19 protein-coding genes and 1 pseudogene are annotated in these 20830 nt (G+C 58.6%); 5 read left to right on the forward strand and 15 right to left on the reverse strand.

The window, feature by feature from the left end; all coding sequences use genetic code 11:
• The first annotated feature begins 5 nt into the window (after window positions 1–5).
• Window positions 6–431: a DUF4398 domain-containing protein gene (locus tag E4P01_RS17250; RefSeq protein WP_005785519.1), complete on the forward strand. Its 426-nt coding sequence runs from the start codon at window positions 6–8 to the stop codon at window positions 429–431.
• Window positions 432–487: 56 nt separating this feature from the next.
• Window positions 488–1273: an OmpA family protein gene (locus E4P01_RS17255; protein WP_005785517.1), complete on the forward strand. Its 786-nt coding sequence runs from the start codon at window positions 488–490 to the stop codon at window positions 1271–1273.
• 404 nt (window positions 1274–1677) lie between these two features.
• On the opposite strand, the gene E4P01_RS17260 is transcribed toward E4P01_RS17255, so the two are convergent.
• From E4P01_RS17260 to prfB, 7 genes are all read right to left on the reverse strand, one after another.
• Window positions 1678–2034 carry a hypothetical protein gene (locus tag E4P01_RS17260; protein WP_248130098.1) on the reverse strand — a complete coding sequence of 119 codons (357 nt, stop codon included), beginning with the start codon at window positions 2032–2034 and terminating at the stop codon, window positions 1678–1680.
• A gap of 125 nt (window positions 2035–2159) precedes the next feature.
• The gene (locus E4P01_RS17265) at window positions 2160–2486 is read right to left on the reverse strand and encodes a hypothetical protein (RefSeq protein ID WP_017529735.1); all 327 of its coding nucleotides are present in this window, start codon (window positions 2484–2486) and stop codon (window positions 2160–2162) included.
• Window positions 2483–3388 (reverse strand): alpha/beta hydrolase, encoded by a 906-nt coding sequence (locus E4P01_RS17270; RefSeq protein WP_032877483.1) that lies wholly within the window; start codon window positions 3386–3388, stop codon window positions 2483–2485. Before E4P01_RS17270 ends, E4P01_RS17265 begins: the two co-directional genes overlap by 4 nt.
• A gap of 108 nt (window positions 3389–3496) precedes the next feature.
• Entirely contained in the window at window positions 3497–4774 is a 1278-nt protein-coding gene (locus E4P01_RS17275) for a flavohemoglobin expression-modulating QEGLA motif protein (protein WP_005785511.1), read from the reverse strand.
• A 53-nt stretch (window positions 4775–4827) separates the two neighbouring features.
• Complete coding sequence (locus E4P01_RS17280) at window positions 4828–5544, reverse strand: TetR family transcriptional regulator (protein WP_078820451.1); 717 nt, start codon at window positions 5542–5544, stop codon at window positions 4828–4830.
• Between the two features lie 84 nt (window positions 5545–5628).
• Window positions 5629–7131, reverse strand: coding sequence for a lysine--tRNA ligase (gene lysS, locus E4P01_RS17285; protein WP_005785507.1), 1503 nt, complete (start codon window positions 7129–7131; stop codon window positions 5629–5631).
• A gap of 80 nt (window positions 7132–7211) precedes the next feature.
• Window positions 7212–8307, reverse strand: a protein-coding gene (gene prfB / locus E4P01_RS17290) for a peptide chain release factor 2 (RefSeq protein WP_098465888.1) whose coding sequence is annotated in 2 segments (ribosomal slippage) — window positions 7212–8234 and window positions 8236–8307 — 1095 coding nt in all. Because the reading frame shifts where the segments join, the coding sequence is not laid out codon by codon here.
• 535 nt (window positions 8308–8842) lie between these two features.
• Here prfB and E4P01_RS17295 point away from each other — a divergent pair.
• Complete coding sequence (locus E4P01_RS17295) at window positions 8843–11110, forward strand: S-type pyocin domain-containing protein (protein WP_216090823.1); 2268 nt, start codon at window positions 8843–8845, stop codon at window positions 11108–11110.
• A gap of 1 nt (window position 11111) precedes the next feature.
• The gene (locus E4P01_RS17300; protein WP_078820448.1) at window positions 11112–11366 is read left to right on the forward strand and encodes a bacteriocin immunity protein; all 255 of its coding nucleotides are present in this window, start codon (window positions 11112–11114) and stop codon (window positions 11364–11366) included.
• Between the two features lie 146 nt (window positions 11367–11512).
• On the opposite strand, the pseudogene E4P01_RS17305 reads toward E4P01_RS17300, so the two are convergent.
• Window positions 11513–11668, reverse strand: a pseudogene (locus E4P01_RS17305) (diguanylate cyclase); the annotation flags it as partial.
• A gap of 44 nt (window positions 11669–11712) precedes the next feature.
• Here E4P01_RS17305 and E4P01_RS17310 point away from each other — a divergent pair.
• Window positions 11713–11967 (forward strand): bacteriocin immunity protein, encoded by a 255-nt coding sequence (locus tag E4P01_RS17310; RefSeq protein WP_103733596.1) that lies wholly within the window; start codon window positions 11713–11715, stop codon window positions 11965–11967.
• A gap of 143 nt (window positions 11968–12110) precedes the next feature.
• Here the strand turns inward: E4P01_RS17310 and E4P01_RS17315 are convergent, their stop codons facing one another.
• From E4P01_RS17315 to E4P01_RS17345, 7 genes are read right to left on the reverse strand one after another with little or no spacing between them, the layout of a single operon-like run.
• Window positions 12111–13112, reverse strand: a complete 1002-nt coding sequence (locus tag E4P01_RS17315; RefSeq protein WP_032877485.1) for a PleD family two-component system response regulator — start codon at window positions 13110–13112, stop codon at window positions 12111–12113.
• Between the two features lie 52 nt (window positions 13113–13164).
• Window positions 13165–14175: a chemotaxis response regulator protein-glutamate methylesterase gene (locus tag E4P01_RS17320; RefSeq protein WP_032877486.1), complete on the reverse strand. Its 1011-nt coding sequence runs from the start codon at window positions 14173–14175 to the stop codon at window positions 13165–13167.
• Entirely contained in the window at window positions 14172–16451 is a 2280-nt protein-coding gene (locus tag E4P01_RS17325) for a hybrid sensor histidine kinase/response regulator (protein ID WP_032877487.1), read from the reverse strand. Before E4P01_RS17325 ends, E4P01_RS17320 begins: the two co-directional genes overlap by 4 nt.
• Window positions 16448–17149 carry a chemotaxis protein CheW gene (locus tag E4P01_RS17330; protein ID WP_032877488.1) on the reverse strand — a complete coding sequence of 234 codons (702 nt, stop codon included), beginning with the start codon at window positions 17147–17149 and terminating at the stop codon, window positions 16448–16450. The genes E4P01_RS17325 and E4P01_RS17330 overlap by 4 nt, the downstream gene beginning before the upstream one ends.
• Window positions 17146–18402: a protein-glutamate O-methyltransferase CheR gene (locus E4P01_RS17335; protein WP_032877489.1), complete on the reverse strand. Its 1257-nt coding sequence runs from the start codon at window positions 18400–18402 to the stop codon at window positions 17146–17148. Before E4P01_RS17335 ends, E4P01_RS17330 begins: the two co-directional genes overlap by 4 nt.
• A complete protein-coding gene (locus E4P01_RS17340; RefSeq protein ID WP_005785488.1) occupies window positions 18399–18911 on the reverse strand; it encodes a chemotaxis protein CheW in 513 nt (170 codons plus the stop codon). Before E4P01_RS17340 ends, E4P01_RS17335 begins: the two co-directional genes overlap by 4 nt.
• Window positions 18911–20533, reverse strand: coding sequence for a methyl-accepting chemotaxis protein (locus E4P01_RS17345; protein ID WP_032877491.1), 1623 nt, complete (start codon window positions 20531–20533; stop codon window positions 18911–18913). The genes E4P01_RS17340 and E4P01_RS17345 overlap by 1 nt, the downstream gene beginning before the upstream one ends.
• Between the last annotated feature and the right edge of the window lie 297 nt (window positions 20534–20830).

Below are 20830 nucleotides of genomic sequence, written 5' to 3' on the forward strand. Positions count from 1 at the left end.
ATCCAATGGAGTTGAAGACGATGAACACCAGCACCGCCAAATCCTCGTTTAACCACCTGCGCGGGCTCAAATTGGCCGCGCTGGCAATCGGCACCAGCTTCGTTCTGGCAGGCTGCGCCGGCAACCCTCCAACCGAGCAGTACGCCGTGACCCAATCGGCCGTTAACAGCGCCGTGAGCGCTGGCGGTACCGAGTTTGCAGCCGTGGAAATGAAGTCGGCTCAGGACAAGCTCAAAGAAGCTGAAATCGCGATGCACGACAAGAACTACGAGAAAGCTCGTCAGCTGGCTGAACAAGCCGAATGGGACGCCCGCGTCGCCGAGCGTAAAGCCCAGGCTGCCAAGGCTCAACAGGCTGTGAAGGATTCCCAGAAGGCTGTTGAAGAACTGCGTAAGGAAGGCATGCGCCCAGCTGCAATCATGCAGAAGTAAGCCACTGCCCCTTGATTGCATCGCACCTGATATCGAATTGAAAGGACGACACGACTATGCGTAAACAATTGATGATCCCTGCCCTGCTAGCGATGAGCGTTGCCTTGGCGGCCTGCTCCACCCCGCCGAACGCGAACCTGGAAAATGCACGGACTAACTTCTCGGCCCTGCAAACCAACCCGCAAGCCACCAAACTGGCAGCCCTGGAAACCAAAGACGCCAGCGAATGGCTGGACAAGGCTGACAAGGCATACCGCGACAACGAAGACGAGAAGAAAGTCGACCAACTCGCTTACCTGACCAACCAGCGTGTTGAAGTTGCCAAGGACACCATCGTCCTGCGCGAATCCGAAGCCAAGCTGAAAAATGCCGGTGACGAACGTGCCCGAGCCCTGCTGGACGCCCGTGACGCGCAAATCAAGCAACTGCAAAACAGCTTGAACGCCAAGCAAACCGATCGCGGCACCCTGGTGACTTTCGGTGACGTACTGTTCGCCACCAACAAGTCCGACCTGAAATCCAGCGGCCTGGTGAACATCACCAAGCTGGCGCAGTTCCTGCGCGATAACCCGGATCGTAAAGTGATCGTTGAAGGCTACACCGACAGCACGGGTTCCGACTCGTACAACCAGAGCCTGTCGGAGCGTCGCGCAGCTTCCGTGCAACGTGCACTGGCTCAACAAGGCGTGGATATCTCGCGCATCGTGACCCAGGGCTACGGCAAGGAATATCCAGTTGCCGACAACGGCAGCGTTTCGGGCCGTGCCATGAACCGTCGCGTTGAAGTGACCATCTCCAACGACAACCAGCCAGTCAAGCCACGGTCTTCCGTTGCTAACTGATTGATTGTTGCCGGATAAAAAAACCCACCTCGCGGTGGGTTTTTTTTGGCTAGGAAAAATTGATTGGGCGATCTGTGTCTTCATCAGGCGGTTTTATCATGCCGGGGTCTTTGCAACCCTGCGCCGAACTGCCTGCCGACTTGTTACGCGCCTGCTCCAGCGCATCTTGTCGTTCTAACGCCTGATGCGCCCTGACCATCGCCAGCATATTGCGTATCGCATCAATATTTATCACCACCGTCCCAGCCCCGCTGTAAAGAAGTCACACCACCGTTTGTGGCGGTTTACGCAATTCAGTTCCAGGCGACTTCTTGAGGAGATACTGTGGTGGCACCGGCACGCCGTGGGCCGGCCACACTCATGCCCCCCCCCCAAATCACTGGCAGGCTTTCAAAGGCAGGGGATTAAAACGCGATAGAGCCCGGGCTGTGGCCGCCGCCCATCTGAATCCGGCCTTGGCCAGATGTGCCACCTGGGTCTTTTGCCTCCAGGGCGGCTCTTTCTTCCAACAACTTCTTCAGCTTTTCGAGCAGTTCTTCAAGGCTCTCCCCGCCTCCAGCCCCCTGGGCCCCGCCCGAACCCTGCGAACCTTCGCCGCGCTTGGCTTGAATTTTATCCCGGATGTCCTGAATTAGCTGATCCAGGCCCTGCGAGGGTGCCTCGGAGCCAACTGAATAGCCCGCGCCAACTGAAAGTGAACCGCCGATACCGTCCATAAACTCGTACTCCAGATTAGTTAATACAATGCACTGATCAGACAAGCTGATCAGTCCACGATCTGTGGCAAGCGAGTACAGATGGTTCCAGGCTATATAGATTCGGACAGACCTCGCCTGACTAATCAGGAGACTTGAAGGACGTTTTCATACAACGGTGGTGTTAGGACTCACTGCTGCAGTTGCGGAGTTTCCTGCCCCATGCAACGCACGGCCTGCTTCTTGTTGTTCACCAGCACGCCGCTCAAGCCTTTTTGCTCGGTATCAAACATCACCAACACGCCGTCAACGCACTGCGCCACCTGCGCGGCAGGGGTCAGGGAAATTTTGTAATCCTCCCCCGGCACGGTTTTGAGCATGGTGAAGTCGCTGAGCAGCAACGCGTCTTGCGGCTTGGCGAAGTGCAGGTAGCCGTAATACCACAAGCACCCAACGGTACCGATGATAGTGCCGATGCCGGTGAGGATCAGCGGGATCATGTTGCGTTCTTCACTCATTGCGGGCTCTCTGATGAATCAACTTTAGGAATTGGATAATTCGGAATCTCGCCCAGCCGGCGCAGGCCGTTGAAGTGCTGCGGGTCGTCCAGGTAACGCAGCATGACGGTTTGCCAGGTCTTGTCGGCAAACGTCTGCACATGGCCGCCACGGGTCAGTTGCAACACCCTTGGCGCAGGGGCCACTTGATACAGGCGGATGCCATTGGCCACTGGCACGATGGGATCATCCAGGCTGTGGAACAACAGTTTTGGCACACCGGTCAGTTGGGGCATGGCATTGATTGCACTGTCGGCGTCGGGCACCAGCCACGACAGGGGCACCTGCAACGGCCAGGTTAACCAGGACGTGCTCAGGGCGAATTGTCCTACGTCACGATAACTGGCGGGTACGCCATCCAGTATCAGCGCCTTGAGCTGGGGTTGACGCGCCGGATGGGCCGCCAGGTAATGCACCGCCAGCGCGCCGCCCAGGCTTTGGCCGAGCACAATCAACGGTTGCCCCTGGGTTTCAGGAGCTTTGTCGAGCCAGCTGAATGCTGCGTCTATATCCTGATAGATCGCCGGCAAGGACGGTTTGCCTTGCGAAAGCCCATAGCCGCGATAATCGAGCAACAGCACTTGATAGCCTTGCTCCGGCAACCACCAACTGCCGCCCAGGTGCCAGGCGAGATTACCGCCGTTGCCGTGCAGGTGCAGCACCGTTCCCTTCAGAGGTACGCCGGGTTTAGCCGGCAACCACCAGGCGTGGAGCTTGAGGCCGTCAGCAGTGGTGATAGTGACGTCGCGGTATTGCAGGCGGGCTTTTTCCGGCGTGAAGGGCAGGCCCGGCTCGGGATAGAACAGCAAGGAGCTGCAGCCGTTCAATGTGAGTAGCAGGCATAAAATGCCGAGGATTCTCATCCGTTGAAACCTCGTAGGTGAGTTGAAACCTGAAGCCTTGTGAAGATCCAATGGTGGGAGGGGGCAAGCCCCCTCCCACACGGTGACCCGGTTGCTTCAATGAAATACCTAAAGGATATTGGAGTAATCCGCCTCGATCCGATCCAGGCTCAAGTGGTTGAGGAAGTTGGAAAAACACATCCACGCCGCCAGCGCGTTCATATCGCGAAACTGCTCCGGCAGGTACTTGGGCGGTACCACCAGCCCCTCGTCTACCAGTTGGCGCAGGGTGCGCATGTCTTCCAGGGTGGTCTTGCCACAGAACAGCAGCGGCACTTGTTCCAACTTGCCTTTGCGCACGGCGAGCTGGATGTAGTTGTAGACCATGATAAAGCCCTTGAGGTAGGACAAATCCTTGGTAAACGGCAGACCGGTCGGCACTGAACCACGGAACACCCGGCTGGCGTTGCCATAGCTTTCGGCCATTTCAAAGCCTTGCTCACGGAAGAACTCGAACACCTGCAGGAAGTCGGCGCCCTCCTCCACCATATGGATGGCGCGGGTACGGTTGGTCAATTTACGCAAGCGGCTGGGATAGGAGGCAAACGTGATGATTTCCATCAGGATCGCCAGGCCCTCCTGGGTCACGGTGGACGACGGCGGACCCTTGGACAGGAACGTGCAGATTGGCTGGTTCTGGCCATTGAGCGTGGTGCCCACATGCACCAGCCCTTCATGCACTTCCAGGGCGCGCACGTCGCGGTCGTTGAACATCGCGTCGGCGCGGATCTTGATATAGTCGGCGCCCGCCGCCGCATCCGCGACGATACCGTCGGACTCGAACACGCGGATGGTCTCTTCTGCCTCGCCAAACACCTTGTTCAGACGCGTTTGCAGCAGGCTCACCGCATCCTTGGCGGTGAGGGTCTTGGCTTCGTCCTTCAGATCGCCCCGGCCATCGATATTGTTCAGGTAGTCCGACAGCATCAGCCCCAGGTCTGCCAGGGTCGGGTCGCCGGCGTGGAACGCATCGGAGGCAGCGCCGTACAGTTCCTGGGATATCAGGCCAAAGTCCTCGGTGCCGCGCGCTTCAAGCATACGCACCACCATGCGGTATTCGCGGCACATGCGCCGCATGATCTGCCCCACCGGGCTGAACTGGCCCAGGCGGCGGGTGATGTCGCGCTCGATGTTCTGGAACTCCAGCTTCACCGCACTGGAATCGAAAGACAGGGGCCGGTTCAGGTAGTAATCGCGGTCCACGGCAGGCATGGCTTTGCCCTTGGCCTTGAGGAATCCCTGGCGGATGTTCTCGTCCCACTTTACTGCGTCGAGAACCCGGATCGGTGTCTGCGCCAGCACAATGCGATCGGACAAGCTGCGTATCGTCTGCTGGTAATCGTCCACCCGGTGTTTTCCTCTTTAAACGTTGAGCGTTGTCAGGCTTTGCTCGAATGCTGTCAGACCGAGGCCAATACCAGGTGCATGTAACGCTTGAGGATTTCAAGCATCTCTTCACCGGTCAGAGGCTCTGCGCCGCCCAACAGGCCCTGATATTCCATCCGACTGATGATAGCCGTCAACACCTTGGCATCCTGCTGCGGCTCACGGGAGCCCAACACCTGAAAAAACTGCCCGGTGCCCTGCAACAGAATCTGTTGATGGGAGCGCACCAGTTCAGCCAGTCGCGGGTTCAGCAGGGCCTCCTGTCGAAACGCCTGCTCGGCCATCAGGTATTCGCGGCGATTGGTCAGCTGGCGCAGCACGTAATCGGCGGTCAGCCGGGCAATGTCATCGGCCAGTTGCGCGCGCGACTGCGGGCTGCCATCGCCATAGGCAACCATCTCGCGCAACAAGCCCTCGTTACGCACCCACAGTTTGCCCATGAAGGCCGCGCTACGTTCGACGTATTGGGCGAAGGTGTCGGTGAGCAGGTCATCGATATCCTTGAAATAGTAGGTGGTGGCCGACAACGGCACACCCGCCTCCGCCGCGACGGCTCGATGGCGTACGGCACGCACCCCTTCGCGCACCACGATGCGCATGGCCGCATCGAGAATGTCCTGGCGGCGTTGTTCGCTGCCCCGGCGGCTGGCCTTGCGGCCCTGGTACTGAACGCTTTCAGCCACGGCAGCAGCAATGCCGGCGGCACCTTCTTGAGCCATTACGCGGTTCACCACACTTCTTCCTTTAAAAGTGACGCTGGAATACGCCACATAAAAAAGCCGCCTTATAAAAGGCGGCTTCGGATTTCGCAACGGTTACGCTTGTGGCCGCATGTGCGGGAACAGGATCACATCGCGGATCGATGGCGAGTTGGTCAACAACATCACCAGCCGGTCGATGCCGATGCCTTCACCGGCAGTCGGCGGCATGCCGTACTCCAGGGCACGTACGAAGTCGGCGTCGTAGTGCATGGCTTCGTCATCACCGGCGTCCTTGTCGGCCACCTGAGCCATGAAGCGCTCGGCCTGATCTTCCGCGTCGTTAAGCTCGGAGTAGGCGTTGGCGATTTCGCGGCCGCCGATGAACAGTTCGAAACGGTCAGTGACGTTCGGGTTGTCGTCGTTGCGACGCGCCAGCGGCGACACTTCGAACGGGTACTGGGTAATGAAGTGTGGCTGCTCCAGCTTGTGCTCGACCAGCTCTTCGAAAATCATCACCTGCAATTTGCCCAGGCCTTCAAAGCCCAACACCTTGGCGCCGGCTTTCTTGGCGATGGCGCGAGCCTTGTCGATGTCGTTCAGATCGTCAGCGGTCAGCTCAGGGTTGTACTTGAGGATCGAGTCGAACACCGACAGACGCACGAACGGCTCGCCGAAGTGGAACACCTTGTCGCCGTACGGCACGTCGGTAGTCCCCAGAACAAGCTGCGCCAGTTCACGGAACAGTTCTTCGGTCAGGTCCATGTTGTCTTCGTAGTCGGCGTAGGCCTGGTAGAACTCCAACATGGTGAATTCAGGGTTGTGACGGGTCGAGACGCCTTCGTTACGGAAGTTGCGGTTGATCTCGAACACCTTCTCAAACCCGCCGACCACCAGACGCTTGAGGTACAGCTCCGGCGCGATACGCAGGAACATTTCCATGTCCAGCGCGTTGTGGTGGGTTTCAAATGGCTTGGCTGCGGCACCACCGGGGATGGTTTGCAGCATCGGCGTTTCCACTTCCAGGAAGTCACGCTGCATCAGGAAGCTGCGGATGTGGGCAATGACTTGCGAACGCACACGGAAGGTCTGGCGCACGTCTTCGTTGACGATCAGGTCAACGTAACGCTGGCGATAGCGCTGCTCGGTGTCGGTCAGGCCGTGGTGCTTGTCCGGCAGAGGGCGCAAGGACTTGGTCAGCAGGCGCACGCTGGTCATTTCGACGTACAGGTCGCCCTTGCCGGAACGGGCCAGGGTGCCTTCTGCGGCGATGATGTCACCCATGTCCCAGGTTTTCACCGAGGCCAGGGTTTCTTCCGAGAGGGTTTTACGGTTGACGTAGACCTGGATACGCCCGGTCATGTCCTGAATCACCATGAACGAGCCACGGTTGAGCATGATGCGACCTGCCACCTTGACCGGGATCGCCGCTTCTGCCAGCTCTTCCTTGGTCTTGTCCGCGTACTGTTTCTGCAAGGCATCGCAGTAGTTGTCGCGGCGGAAGTCGTTGGGGAAGGCGTTACCCTTGGCGCGCTCGGCAGCAAGCTTTTCCTTGCGCAGGGCGATCAGGGAGTTTTCTTCCTGTTGCAGGGCTTGCGGGTCGAGTTGTTGGTCGCTCATGTCTTTTGAAATTCCATCACAGGTACGTTTTCCCCAGCCTTCGGCTGGGGATCGCGAGCAAGCTCGCTCCTACAGGGGTGTTACAGGCCGGATTTCAGGCTGGCTTCCAGGTATTCGTCGATATCACCGTCGAGTACCTTGTCGCAGTCGCTGCGTTCGATGTTGGTGCGCAGATCCTTGATCCGCGACGCATCGAGTACATACGAACGGATCTGGTGACCCCAGCCGATATCCGACTTGGTGTCTTCCAGCGCCTGGGAAGCGGCGTTGCGCTTCTGCATTTCCTGCTCGTACAACTTGGCCCGCAGCATTTTCATGGCGGTATCCTTGTTGGCGTGCTGGGAACGTTCGTTCTGGCAACTGACCACGGTGTTGGTCGGTACGTGGGTAATACGTACGGCCGAGTCAGTGGTGTTTACGTGCTGACCACCGGCACCGGAGGAACGGTAGGTGTCGATGCGCAGGTCGGCTGGGTTGATCTCGATTTCCACCTTGTCGTCGATCTCTGGCGAGACGAAAACGGCGGAGAACGAAGTGTGACGACGGTTGCCGGAGTCGAACGGGCTCTTGCGCACCAGGCGGTGCACACCGATTTCGGTACGCAGCCAGCCAAAGGCGTATTCACCCTTGATATGCACGGTCGCGCCCTTGATACCGGCGACTTCACCGGCGGACAGTTCCATGATGGTCGCGTCGAAACCGCGCTTGTCGGCCCAGCGCAGGTACATGCGCAGCAGGATGTTGGCCCAGTCCTGGGCCTCGGTGCCGCCGGAACCGGCCTGGATGTCCAGGTAGGCGTTGTTCGGGTCCATTTCATGGCTGAACATGCGGCGGAATTCGAGCTTGGCGAGGTTTTCCTCGAGACGGGCCAGCTCGGCGACGACATCGCCCACTGCGCCTTCATCATTTTCTTCGACAGCCATGTCCAGCAGGTCACGGCAATCGGCCAGACCGGTGTTCAGCTCGTCGAGGGTGTCGACGATCTGCGCCAGCGCAGCGCGCTCGCGCCCCAGTTCCTGGGCGTATTCAGGTTTGTTCCAGACACTCGGATCTTCAAGCTCGCGGTTGACCTCGGTCAGACGCTCATGCTTTTGATCGTAGTCAAAGATACCCCCGAATAGTTTCGGAGCGCTCGGACAGGTCCTTGATGGTGTTAAGGATCGGGTTGATTTCCATGGCGGGCAGCACTCGTTGGCGAACTTTTGAAAGCCGGCGAGTATAACGGCAAACGGCTGGGAACGGCAGTCCGCTTGGCCGATTCTGCCAAGGCGGCGCTTCCTCTCCTCATGCTAGCTTCGCTAACAGATGCGCGACCACCAAAGCGTTTCCTGCGGGAGGGCGATACCCCGCGTTAGAAAAACCACACCTACTACTCGCTGAAAAATGACCGTTCATCTGTTTATACAAACAATCTGAACATCAAAATCAGAGCCCGCCTAAAAGAGCACAATCCAACCCACCCTAACAAAAACAAACAATTAGGTTTCTAGCCAAATCGCCCCAAGACTCAAGTCACAAATATACAAGAATATAAATACATCAGTTTCAGACCTGTCTTACAAATACTCCTACAGACATAAAATCAAATCAAAACGCCATCAGTTTTTTATTCCTTCCCGCTCAAATAAGTTCGATCAAAGCGACTGAGCTTTTTCTTCAGGACGTACAAACTTTCAAACTCGATCACTCTCACAAAAAACGGAGAGACCCTATGGCCCAGCAAGGGTGGCAACCAGGACAACCTTTAGAACTCAAACCCACGATAATTACCGCCTGGAGACGAAATACTTATTGGGGTGGCGAAGGCGGAGGCTACGCAGGAAGTGGAGATGGCTGGGGCCTTCAAGAAGGGCCTCGTCGAGGTGAAGGAGACCGGAGCCGCTTCAAGCAGTTTGACTTCCCTAGCACCACCGCTGATTTCATTGGAGAGCAAAAGTACAACCAATCCTTGATTGACGCAGAGTACAGCGCACGGTTCGCAACGCTAACGACTGAAACTGAACGCGAACTCGCAGAGAAACAGCAAGCCGCGAAAGCTTCACAGCCACTCACAGAGACAGCCTCAGCCATTCTCGATCAAAAAATCGCACTTGAAATCATCGATGCGAAAAAAACCAAATACGCCAATACTGCGCCACTCATCTATGGGCTCTATGATCAAAGCCCTTTTTATCTGATGGAAAACTTAACCTATACAAAACTACGTGAAACGCTTGCATCCTCTGACCCGATAAAAAATTTGGGCGATACGTACACACTTTACGACAACGTTTGGAGAGCCGCGCAAGAACTCAAGGCTCTCTCGCTCTCCATAGACATTCTGGCTGAAAAACTTTCAGGGTTGGCAAAGGCCCGGCAAACGCTGGAGGCCAATTTAGCCGAACATGATCCTGGCTGGGCAAATTTACACAATGAGTATCTGAAGGCCATTGCCGATGAGTTGGAAATTCAGGTGCAGTTGCTGCCGGAATATTTGCAGGTGGAACTCGCCTCTCTTGCAGGTTCTGTCGTTGGATTGACACCCGACCAGACCCTCATGCTTTACAAACACACGCTGGACAAAATGATCGAAGAAACGATGGCTGCGATCAAACCTATCGACCCACCGTTAGCCATAAACCGGAACGGGTTGATGATTTATTATCCCGCAGCCAACCCACGGGTTACACCGCCACTGAGCAAACCCGAGCTTGAGGGGCTGAAACAACTTATTTATCTGCAGCAGAACACCGCGCTTGGGGTGAGATGGCTCAGCCACCATGATTTTGTGCTGAAGTCAGAGTCCGCGCGGTTTCTTGCCAACGCCTCCAATGCAATCAGCGACCTCGCGGGACGTGCGCAGCAGGTAGCCACGGCCCAGGCGCGTATTGAAGCGGTACGAGTAACCAATACCTATCGACTGTCGGGCACCGCTGCTGCGACTCAAGCGATAGTCATGACCTCAGTCGGGACTATCGCTACAGCAGAAGGGATTACCATCACGCTGCAAGCTGCTATTCGGTCAGCAGTGGCCGCATTGACGGAGTTGGTCGCAAGTACCGCGAGTGGCTTAATGGTCGGTGTTTCAGCGTTGGTCTATTCCCCCAAACTCGCAAATGGAGAACTTCCAGAGCGTTATGCGCTTGGTACACCGATCTCAACCTTGGTACCAGACCTCAACGAGTCGACGATAACCTCGGCAGTCAACGGCACAATCGACCTGCCGGTTCGAATGAGTTCGAAGACGGCTACCGATGGGCGGTCAGAAGTATTCGTGGTCACTGCCGACGGTACAAGCGTGCCTTCCAAGGTCAAGGTGGTTGCTGCGACCTATGATCCTGGGCAGAAGGTATACACCGTCACGACAAGTGACATTCCACCAAGAACGTTGATCTGGACACCTATCGTTGCCCCTGGGGATAGCTCAACAACGCTGCCCGTTGATCAACCTGAACCGCCTGTCTATGCGGGAGCTACCGTAACTCCCGTTGAAGGAAGGATTGACAGTTTTCCGGCCGCTGCTGAGGCGGGATTTGACGACTTCATCACTGTCTTCCCGGTCAACTCTGGCTTACCTCCCATCTATGTGTTTTTCAGGGATCGACGGGAAGACCCAGGAGTTGTGACAGGCAACGGGCAATCTATAACCGGCTCCTGGCTAGGAGCGGCCTCACAAGGGGAAGGCTCCCCTATACCTTCGCAAATTGCCGACAAGCTTAAAGGTCAGGAGTTTAAAAACTTCAGAGCATTTCGCGAAGCCTTCTGGAAATCTATTGCGAACGACTCGGAACTGGCGAATCAGTTCAACCGTCAAAACCTACAAAGAATACTTAACGGCAAAGCCCCATATACAAGCGAATTAGAGCATGCAGGAAAATCTGGTAAATTCGAGCTCCACCATAAGATATTCATCTCCAAAGGCGGAGACGTTTTCGACATAGACAACATCTACATAGTCACGCCAAAACTCCACAAACAAATTCATGGTAAAGGTAACTAGGATGAAAACTTCAATTTCCGAGTACACAGAAACCGAATTTTTAAACTTCGTAATCTCTCTTTGTGACGCGAGTGCTCGTACTGAGGAAGAAGATGACGAAATGCTATTAGAGTTCACGCGCCTTACAGAACATCCTGACGGATCAGATCTCGTCTATTATCCGAGAGATGACAGAGAAGACAGCCCTGAAGGCATCGTAAAAGAAGTCAAAGAATGGCGCGCCGCTAATGGTAAGCCTGGCTTTAAAGAGGGGTAACGCCCCGGCAAACTCCGTCATCGGCTAGGCATTGATGGCGGAGTTCTTGTTTCAACCTTTCTTCATTCGCACTCAACTCACAAGCTTTGAAATTCCAGGTGTAGGATGGGCATAAATTCCTCACCTGGAGTTACGCTGGTCCCAACTCACTCAATCCCCACCTGATTGCGCCCATTATGCTTGGCCGTATACAGCCCCTTGTCCGCCGCCATGATCAACTGCCGGCAGTCCGTACCCTAGATCGGCGTCAACGTCGACAGCCCAATACTGATGGTCAGGCTGGCACCTTCAGCCGGGGCTGATGCTCCAAAACTTCACAAGCGTATTCACGGCAAAGGTAATTAAGATGAAAACCTCAATTTCCGAGTACACAGAAAGCGAATTTTTAAGCTTTGTAATCTCTCTTTGTGACAGCAGCGTTCGCACCGAAGAAGAAGACATTGAAATGGTTTTCGAGTTTGAACGCCTGACGGAGCACCCGGACGGAGCAGATCTAATCTACTACCCAAGAGATGGCAGAGAGGACAGCCCAGAAGGCATTGTAAAAGAGGTCAAAGAGTGGCGGGCGAATAATGGCAAGCCTGGATTCAGAATAGAATAACGCCGTCCTGCCCCCTGCCATCGGCTCTACAACGATGGCAGATTTCTTAGCTCAAAAACTTTCATATGTAATCAATTCGGATGAGTACGAAACTCATGAGTGCAAGGGGGAAGTCCCCCTCTCACATTGGAATTGGCCTCTAATTACTCGATACCAACCTGATTACGCCCATTATGCTTGGCCGTATACAGCCCCTTGTCCGCCGCCATGATCAACTGCCGGCAGTCCGTGCCCTGCACCGGCGTCAAGGTCGACAGGCCAATGCTGATGGTCAGGCTCGCCCCTTCTGCCGGGGCAATGTGCGGGATTTTCAGAGCTGCAACTGCCATACGCAGTTTTTCTGCCACCAAGCGCGCACCGCCCGGCGACGTGTTGGGCAGGACCAGGGCAAATTCTTCTCCGCCGTAGCGCGCCGGCAAGTCCGAAGGGCGGCTGCTGGCGTCGCGGATAGCGGCGGCGACTTTGCGCAAGGCTTCATCGCCTTCGACGTGGCCGAAGCTGTCGTTGTAGGTCTTGAAGAAGTCCACGTCGATCATCAGCAGCGACAGTTGGGTCTGGTCGCGCATGGCACGGCGCCACTCCAATTCCAGGTATTCGTCGAAGTGGCGGCGGTTGGACAGCCCGGTCAGGCCGTCGGAGTTCATCAGGCGTTGCAGCACCAGGTTGGTATCCAGCAACTGTTGCTGGCTGACCCGCAGCGCACGGTAAGCCGCGTCACGCTGCAACAGGGTCATGTAGGAGCGCGAGTGATAGCGGATACGCGCCACCAGCTCGATGTTGTCGGGCAGCTTGACCAGGTAATCGTTGGCGCCGGCCGCAAAGGCCGCACTCTTGATCAGCGGGTCTTCCTTGGTGGACAGCACGATGATCGGGATATTCGCGGTCGCCGGGTGATTGCGGTACTCACGCACCAAGGTCAGGCCGTCGAGGCCGGGCATTACAAGGTCCTGCAGGATCACCGTCGGCTTGATGCGGATCGCCTGGGCAATCGCCTGGTGCGGGTCGGCGCAAAAGTGGAAGTCGATGTTTTCTTCATGGGCCAGGCCGCGCCGCACGGCTTCGCCGATCATGGCCTGATCGTCGACCAGCAGCACCATGGCGGCGTTCTCATCGGTCTTGAAGTCGTCGAGTTGTAAATCATTCATGTGCAGTCACCTGAATTACTACCTGCAAGCCAGCACGGCGGGAGATTTTCGATCATTTTGCAAAGACCTCCAGCAATCGGGGCGCAATTCTATCCAGTGGGCGAATTTCAACAGCAGCATCAATCGCCGCCGCCGCTTTGGGCATGCCGTACACCGCCGAGCTCTGCTGATCCTGGGCGATGGTCAAATATCCTTGTTCGCGCATCAGCTTGAGGCCCTGGGCCCCGTCGCGCCCCATGCCGGTCAGTAGTACGCCGACGGCGTCACCGGTCCAGTAACTGGCGACGCTTTCGAAAAACACGTCGATGGAGGGCCGGTAAATCTCGTTCACCGGCTCTGCGGTATAGGCTAGCGTGCCATTTTTCAACAAGCGAATATGGTGGTTGGTGCCGGCCAGCAATACCACGCCGGCCTGGGGCGGCTCGCCCTCACAGGCCAGGCGCACGGGCAGGCCGGAGGCGCTGCTCAGCCACTCGGCCATGCCGGCGGCGAAGACCTGGTCCACATGCTGCACCAGCACGATGGCGGCGGGAAAATCCCGCGGCAAGCCCTTGAGCAGAACCTCGAGGGCCGCCGGCCCACCCGCTGAAGAACCAATGGCCACTAGCCGTTGACGCTTGCCGGTGACCCGTTGCGGTGGGGTTTCGGCACGCACGCGCGTGCCGCGCTGGCCGATCAACCAACCGATATTGAGGATCTTGCGCAATAGCGGTGCCGCCGCATCCTTGGGGTTGCCTACGCCCAGCGCCGGGGTATCCACCACATCCAGCGCTCCGTGGCCCATGGCTTCGAATACGCGGCTGACGTTGGCCTGCCGGTCGACAGTAACGATCACGATAGGGCAAGGCGTGTCGGCCATGATCTGCCGGGTAGCCTCCACCCCATCCATCACCGGCATGATCAGGTCCATCAGGATCAGGTCCGGGGTCAGCTCGGCACAGCGCCGCACCGCTTCCAGGCCATTGCTGGCCACCCACACCACCTCGTGGGCGGGCTCAAAGCTCAAGGCGCGGCGCAAGGCCTCTATCGCCAGGGGCATGTCATTGACGATCGCAATCCTCATGCCCGGGCGCCTCCAATCAGTTCAACCACGGCGTCGAGCAAGGCGTCGTCATGAAAACTGGCTTTGGCTAAATAATAGTCGGCGCCCGCGTCGAGTCCACGACGTCGGTCTTCTTCACGATCCTTGTAGGAAACCACCATCACCGGCAACGATTGCAGGCGACTGTCACGACGCAAAAGTGTGACCAATTCAATACCGTCCATGCGAGGCATATCAATATCAGTGATAAGCAGGTCGAAGTCCTCGGAGCGCAATGCGTTCCAGCCATCCATGCCATCGACCGCAACAGCGACTTCATAACCACGATTGAGTAATAATTTGCGTTGCAGCTCGCGTACGGTCAGCGAGTCGTCTACCACCAGCACGCGCTTGCGCGGTGCTTCGGTGGCCTGCTGGCTGCGCCGGGCGATACGTTCCAGGCGGCCGGTGTTGAGCAATTTATCCACCGAACGCAACATGTCTTCGACATCGACGATCAACACCACCGAGCCGTCATCGAGCAAGGCCCCTGCGGAAATATCCTGGACCTTGCCCAGACGATCATCCAGCGGCAACACCACCAGGGTGCGTTCACCGATAAAGCGCTCCACGGCAATCCCGTACACGGCATCGCGCTCGCGGATCACCACGACTTTCAGGGTTTGCGAAGGACTCTGCCCCGGTGGGCGCTGCAGCAACTGGCTGGCGGCAACCAGGCCCACATGCCGGCCCTCGTGCCAGAAATGCTGGCGGCCTTCCAGTTGCACAATGTCGTCGGGAGCCAGGTCACACATGCGTTCAATGTGGGCCAGGGGGAAGGCATAGGCTTCTTCGCCCACGTCCACCACCAGGCTGCGCACCACCGACAAGGTCAACGGCACTTCCAGATGGAAGCGACTGCCCTGCCCCGCCGTCTGCTCCAGTACCACCGCGCCACGCAGTTGGCGAACCATGTGCTGCACCGCATCCAGGCCAACGCCACGACCGGACACCTCGGTGACCTTGTCGCGCAAGCTGAACCCCGGCAGGAACAGGAACGTCAGGAGTTCCTCTTCGCTCAGGCGCAGGGCAGTTTCCACCGGCGACAGATTACGTTCGACAATGGTGCCGCGCAGGCGCTCCAGGTCGACACCATTGCCGTCGTCGCTCAATTCCAGTACCAGCAACCCGGCTTGATGGGACGCACGCAGGCGGATCAGGCCTTCCGCCGGTTTGCCTGCCAGCAGCCGCTGCTCGGGCGTTTCGATGCCGTGGTCGACAGCATTGCGCAGTAAATGAGTGAGCGGTGCTTCAAGTTTTTCCAGGACGTCTCGATCGACCTGGGTCTTTTCGCCTTCGATTTCCAGGCGCACTTGCTTGCCCAGGCTGCGACCGAGGTCACGCACCATGCGCACCTGCCCCGCCAGCACGTCGGCAAACGGTCGCATGCGGCAGGCCAGCGCGGTGTCGTATAGCACCTGGGCGCGCTGGCCTGCCTGCCAGGCGTACTCGTCAAGTTCCGCGTTTTTATCCGCCAGCAGTGCCTGAGCTTCGCTCAACAAGCGGCGGGTATCGGCCAGGGCTTCCTGAGTCTCAAGATTCAAATCCAGGTGCTTGAGGTGACCGTCCAGGGTATCGAGGGCGCGCAGGCTGTTGCTTTGAATGCGCTTGAGGCGTTGCATACTGGCCAGGTGAGGCTTGAGCCGCTGGGTTTCCACCAGGGACTTGCTCGACAGGTCCAACAGGCTGTTCAAGCGCTCGGCGGTGACCCGCAGCACACGCTCGCCACCCTCGGTGATGCGCTTGTTCTGACGCGGTGGCTCACTGCTGACGGGCGGTGCAACCTCTGGCTCTTGCGGCAATGCTTCAACGATAGGCGCCGGAGCAGGCTCGGGCTCAGCTTTTGGCGCAGGCGTAGCGGGTGGCTGCGCCGGGTCAAGCAGACGCTCCATCAACGCCACGTACGCCTGGATATCCAACGGCCCCACGCTGTTGCCTGGTGTGGCGATACGCATCAGCAGGTCAGTGCCTTGCAACAACGCATCGATATGTTCCGGTTGCAGGTACAGACGACCTTCCTGGGCGCTGACCAGGCAATCCTCCATGACGTGGGCCACGCTGACCCCGGCATCCACGCCAACAATCCGCGCCGCGCCCTTGAGCGAATGTGCGGCGCGCATACAGGCTTCAAGTTGATCCGCCTGGGTCGGGTTGCGCTCCAGGGCCAGCAGGCCGGCGCTCAAGACCTGGGTTTGCGCATCGGCCTCCAGGCTGAACAGCTCCAACAGCGAGGCATCACGCATCTGATCGGGGGTCATGCGAGGCTCCGGGTCACGGCGGACAACAATTGCGTTTCGTCCAGCCAGCGCAGGCTGCGGCCTTTGAACTGCAACACACCTTGGGTATAGCGTGCGCTGGCCTGGGTACCGGAGGCCGAGGCCGCGTTCAAGGTGCGCTCATCGATGGCATGAATGCCATCCACTTCATCCACCGGCACGACGATCGGACCGTCCTGGGCGGCAATGATCAACATGCGCGGCATGATCCGCCCGCCACTGGGCACGCTGCTGGTGCTGTCCAGGCCCAGCAGTTCCACCAGCGACAGGCACGCCACCAGCGCACCTCGCACGTTGGCCACCCCCAGCAGCGCACGGGAACGCTGGTGCGGCAAGGAGTGGATCGGTTGCAATGGCGCCACTTCCACCAGGCAGCGGGTGGCGATACCGAGCCATTCTTCACCGAGGCGGAACATCAACAGCGAACGGGTGACCACCTCGCTACCCGCTTCGGCGGCGGCCTGCGGGCGCTGATCATCCTGCTGCAGGGCATAGCGGTCGAGCAGGCGCGTGGCGGCGGCGGAATACACCGAGCAGTTGCGGCAGTGAATATGCTCGTCCAGCAGTGGGCAGGACCTGTCGCCATGAATGCCGATACGGTTCCAGCAGTCATCGATGGCTTGGGTATCGGTCAGCGTCAGGTCCAGGCCTGCGGTGTCGAGCGCGTCAGGGCTGTTCATCGTTCGGACTCACTGTGTGCTCGCTCGCTACGGGCGGCGCGGGCCTGTAGCCGGCGCGCTCCCGCACTGTCGCCCTGGGATTCGAGCAACGCAGCCAGATGCATCAAGGCCTGCGAATGCTGCGGTTCCAGGTACAAGGCTTTTCGGTAATACCCCTGGGCTTCCAAGGCGCTGCCGGCAACATCGCTGAGCAACCCCAACCAGTAGAACACCTGGGCAACCGGCGGGTGGCTGCTTAAATAACGCTCACAGGCGGCCCGGGCCTCGGCACTTTTGCCTTCATTGGCCAGGGTCGCGATCTGGCCGAGCAAATCCCCTGCGTCGGTGTGGGGCACCTTGACCGGCGGCACCTGAGTGCTGACCGTGCTGAACGGACGCGGCTTGAGTGGTATCGGTGCTGCACTGCGCTGCGGTGCTGGCGCAGGCATCGGCACGAATACCGGCGGCGGGGTCTGCTCTATGTGTCGACTGAAGGCAAAGGATTGCGGCACGCCAATCGAACGCATGCCATGGCGCCCCAGCAGGCTGCCCTCGGCCGGGCCGATAAACAGCACACCGTCCACATGAGTCAGTTCCTTGAGCACATCAAAGACTTGCTTCTGGGTCGGCTGGTCGAAGTAGATCAATAGGTTGCGGCAGAACACAAAATCGTAGGTCGGCTCGTTGGCCAGCAGTGTCGGGTCGAGCAAGTTGCCCACTTGCAGACGCACTTGCTCGCGCACCCGGTCGGCGATGCGGTAACCGCCCGTTTCTTCTGTGAAGTGGCGGTCGCGAAATTCGAGATCGGCCCCGCGAAACGAGTTCTTGCCGTACACACCGCGCCGGGCACGTTCCACCGACAGCGGGCTGACGTCCATCCCCTGAACCTTGAACTGATGGGGCGCCAGGCCCGCATCCAACAAGGCCATGGCAATCGAATAGGGCTCTTCGCCAGTCGAACACGGCAGGCTGAGGATGCGCAGCGCGCGCATCTGCTTGATCTCGGCCAGGCGCAGCAGGGCCAGGCGAGCCAAGGTCGCGAAGGATTCGGGATAGCGGAAAAACCAGGTCTCGGGAACGATCACCGCTTCGATCAGTGCCTGCTGCTCGTCGTGGGAATGTTGCAGGAGCTGCCAGTAGGCCTCCGTCGACTGCGCCTGGGAGGCTTGGCAGCGCTGGCGCACCGCACGCTCGATGATCGCCTCGCCCACCGAGGCAACGTCCAGGCCGATGCGTTCTTTCAAGAACGCCGAAAAACGCGGGTCACTGCTCATAGGCTTAACTCGGCGCAAAACAACAAGGCGCGTACTTCAGCGCTCAGCAGTTCGGCAATGCCAATCCACTGCATCAAGCCCTGTGCATCCTCGCGTACCGGCCCCAGGTAGGGCGCCTGCTGGTTGTCCACGCCATAAGGCTGGAACTCGGCGGGGTCGCAACGCAGGGTGTCGGTGGCCTGCTCCAGGATCAGCCCCAGCCCACGCGCTTCACTCCAGGGTTGCGGCTGGTAGTTGACCAGCACCAGCCGCGTGCTGGTGCGAGCCTGGGCCGGGGTGCCGAACGTCAGGGCACTGACATCGATTACCGGCACCAGCGCGCCGCGATGCGCAAAGATACCCGCCACCCACAGTGGTGCATGGGCGATGGGTTTGAGCGGCAGGCGCGGCAGCACCTCCGCCACTTCGGTGGCCTTGAGGGCAAAGCGTTCGTTGCCGATGCGAAACACCAGGAACAACGCCGTTTTCGCTGCCGGGACGGCGACGCGTTTAGCCGCGAGATCGCTCATCAGACTTTGAAACGCGACACGCCACTGCGCAGACCCACCGCGACCTGGCTCAGCTCATCAATGGCAAAGCTGGCCTGACGCAGGGATTCGACGGTCTGGCTGCTGGCATCGCCCAGTTGCACCAGCGCGTGGTTGATCTGTTCGGCGCCGGTGGCCTGGGCCTGCATGCCTTCGTTGACCATCAACACCCGCGGCGCCAGGGCCTGTACCTGGTGGATGATCTGCGACAGTTGCTCGCCCACTTGCTGCACTTCGAACATACCCCGGCGGACTTCCTCGGAGAACTTGTCCATGCCCATCACGCCCGCCGACACCGCTGACTGGATCTCACGCACCATTTGCTCGATGTCGTAGGTTGCCACGGCAGTCTGGTCGGCCAGGCGGCGCACTTCGGTGGCCACCACGGCAAAGCCGCGACCGTACTCACCAGCTTTCTCCGCCTCGATGGCGGCATTGAGAGACAACAGATTGGTCTGGTCAGCCACCTTGACGATGGTCACCACCACCTGGTTGATGTTGCCGGCCTTCTCATTGAGGATCGCCAGCTTGGCGTTGACCAGGTCGGCGGCGCCCATCACCGAGTGCATGGTCTCTTCCATGCGTGCCAGGCCCTGCTGGCCGGAACCGGCGGCCACCGAGGCCTGGTCGGCGGCGGTGGACACTTCGGTCATGGTACGCACCAGGTCCTTGGACGTGGCCGCAATCTCGCGGGAGGTGGCGCCGATTTCCGTGGTGGTGGCTGCGGTTTCCGTGGCGGTGGCCTGTTGCTGCTTGGAGGTCGCGGCGATCTCGGTGACCGAGGTGGTGACCTGCACCGACGAACGCTGCGCCTGGGACACCAGGGCAGTCAGCTCGGTCATCATGTCGTTGAAGCCGGTTTCGACCGCGTTGAATTCGTCCTTGCGCTCCAGGTTCAGGCGCTTGCTCAGGTCGCCGGTACGCATGACTTCGAGGATCTGCACGATACGCTGCATCGGCGCCATGATCGCGCGCATCAGCAACAGGCCGCACAGCGCCGCGGCGAGAATCGCCAGCAGCAGCGAGACGCCCATGCTGACCTTTGCCGCTGCTACGGCATCATCGATGGCAGCGGTGGCATTGTCGGCTACCTGTTTGTTCTCATTGATGATGTCGTTGAGCTTCATGCGGCCTGCGGTCCAGGCGGGGGTCAGTTGCTCGTTGAACAGCCTCAGCGCCTCGGCCGGGTTGTTGCTCTGATGAGCCGCCAGGACCTGGGCAAGAATGGCGTTGTAGTTCTGGTGCAGTTTTTCGAAGGCATCGAATTCGGTGCGATCCTGGGTGATATTGATCGTGCCCGCGTAACTGGCCATGTGCTGCTCAAGCCGCGCTTCGAATGACTTGTAGTCCTGCTTGTCTTCATCGGAAATGCCCTGGTTTTCGTGGATCCCGACCAGTTCCTGGGTTTGCAGGTAGCTGTCGACCCAGGCACTGCGGATCATCGAACTGAAAAACACGCCGGGCACGGCGTCGTCGCGCACGGAGTTTTCGCTGGCTTCGATCTTGAGCAGGCGCGAATAGGAGAGCACCACCATCAGCAGCATGATGGCGATAATTACCGCAAAGCTCGCCAAAATCCTTTGGCGCAGGGTCCAGTTCTTCACAGTAATTCCTCACAGGGGCATTCAAATGGAGGGGAGTATAGCTGAGCGGATGCTCGGGTTTATCAACGCTTTTGAGGGGGGATCCACAGAATGCGTAAGTGGGATGGGTGGTACGTGTGCCTAGGGAGATCCAACTGATGGGCCGCAGTTCAAATGTGGGAGGGGGGCTTGCTCCCGATGGCGGTCTTGTAGTCGACCGGGATCTTGGATCAGACCGAGTACATATCCATTGCTGCGGTAACGGTTGCTATTGGTTCCGCTTTTACAGCGGGTCACTTTTGGAAAAGAGCCCGGAAT

This window comes from Pseudomonas sp. NCIMB 10586 (assembly GCF_023127895.1).
GTDB lineage: Bacteria > Pseudomonadota > Gammaproteobacteria > Pseudomonadales > Pseudomonadaceae > Aquipseudomonas > Aquipseudomonas synxantha_A.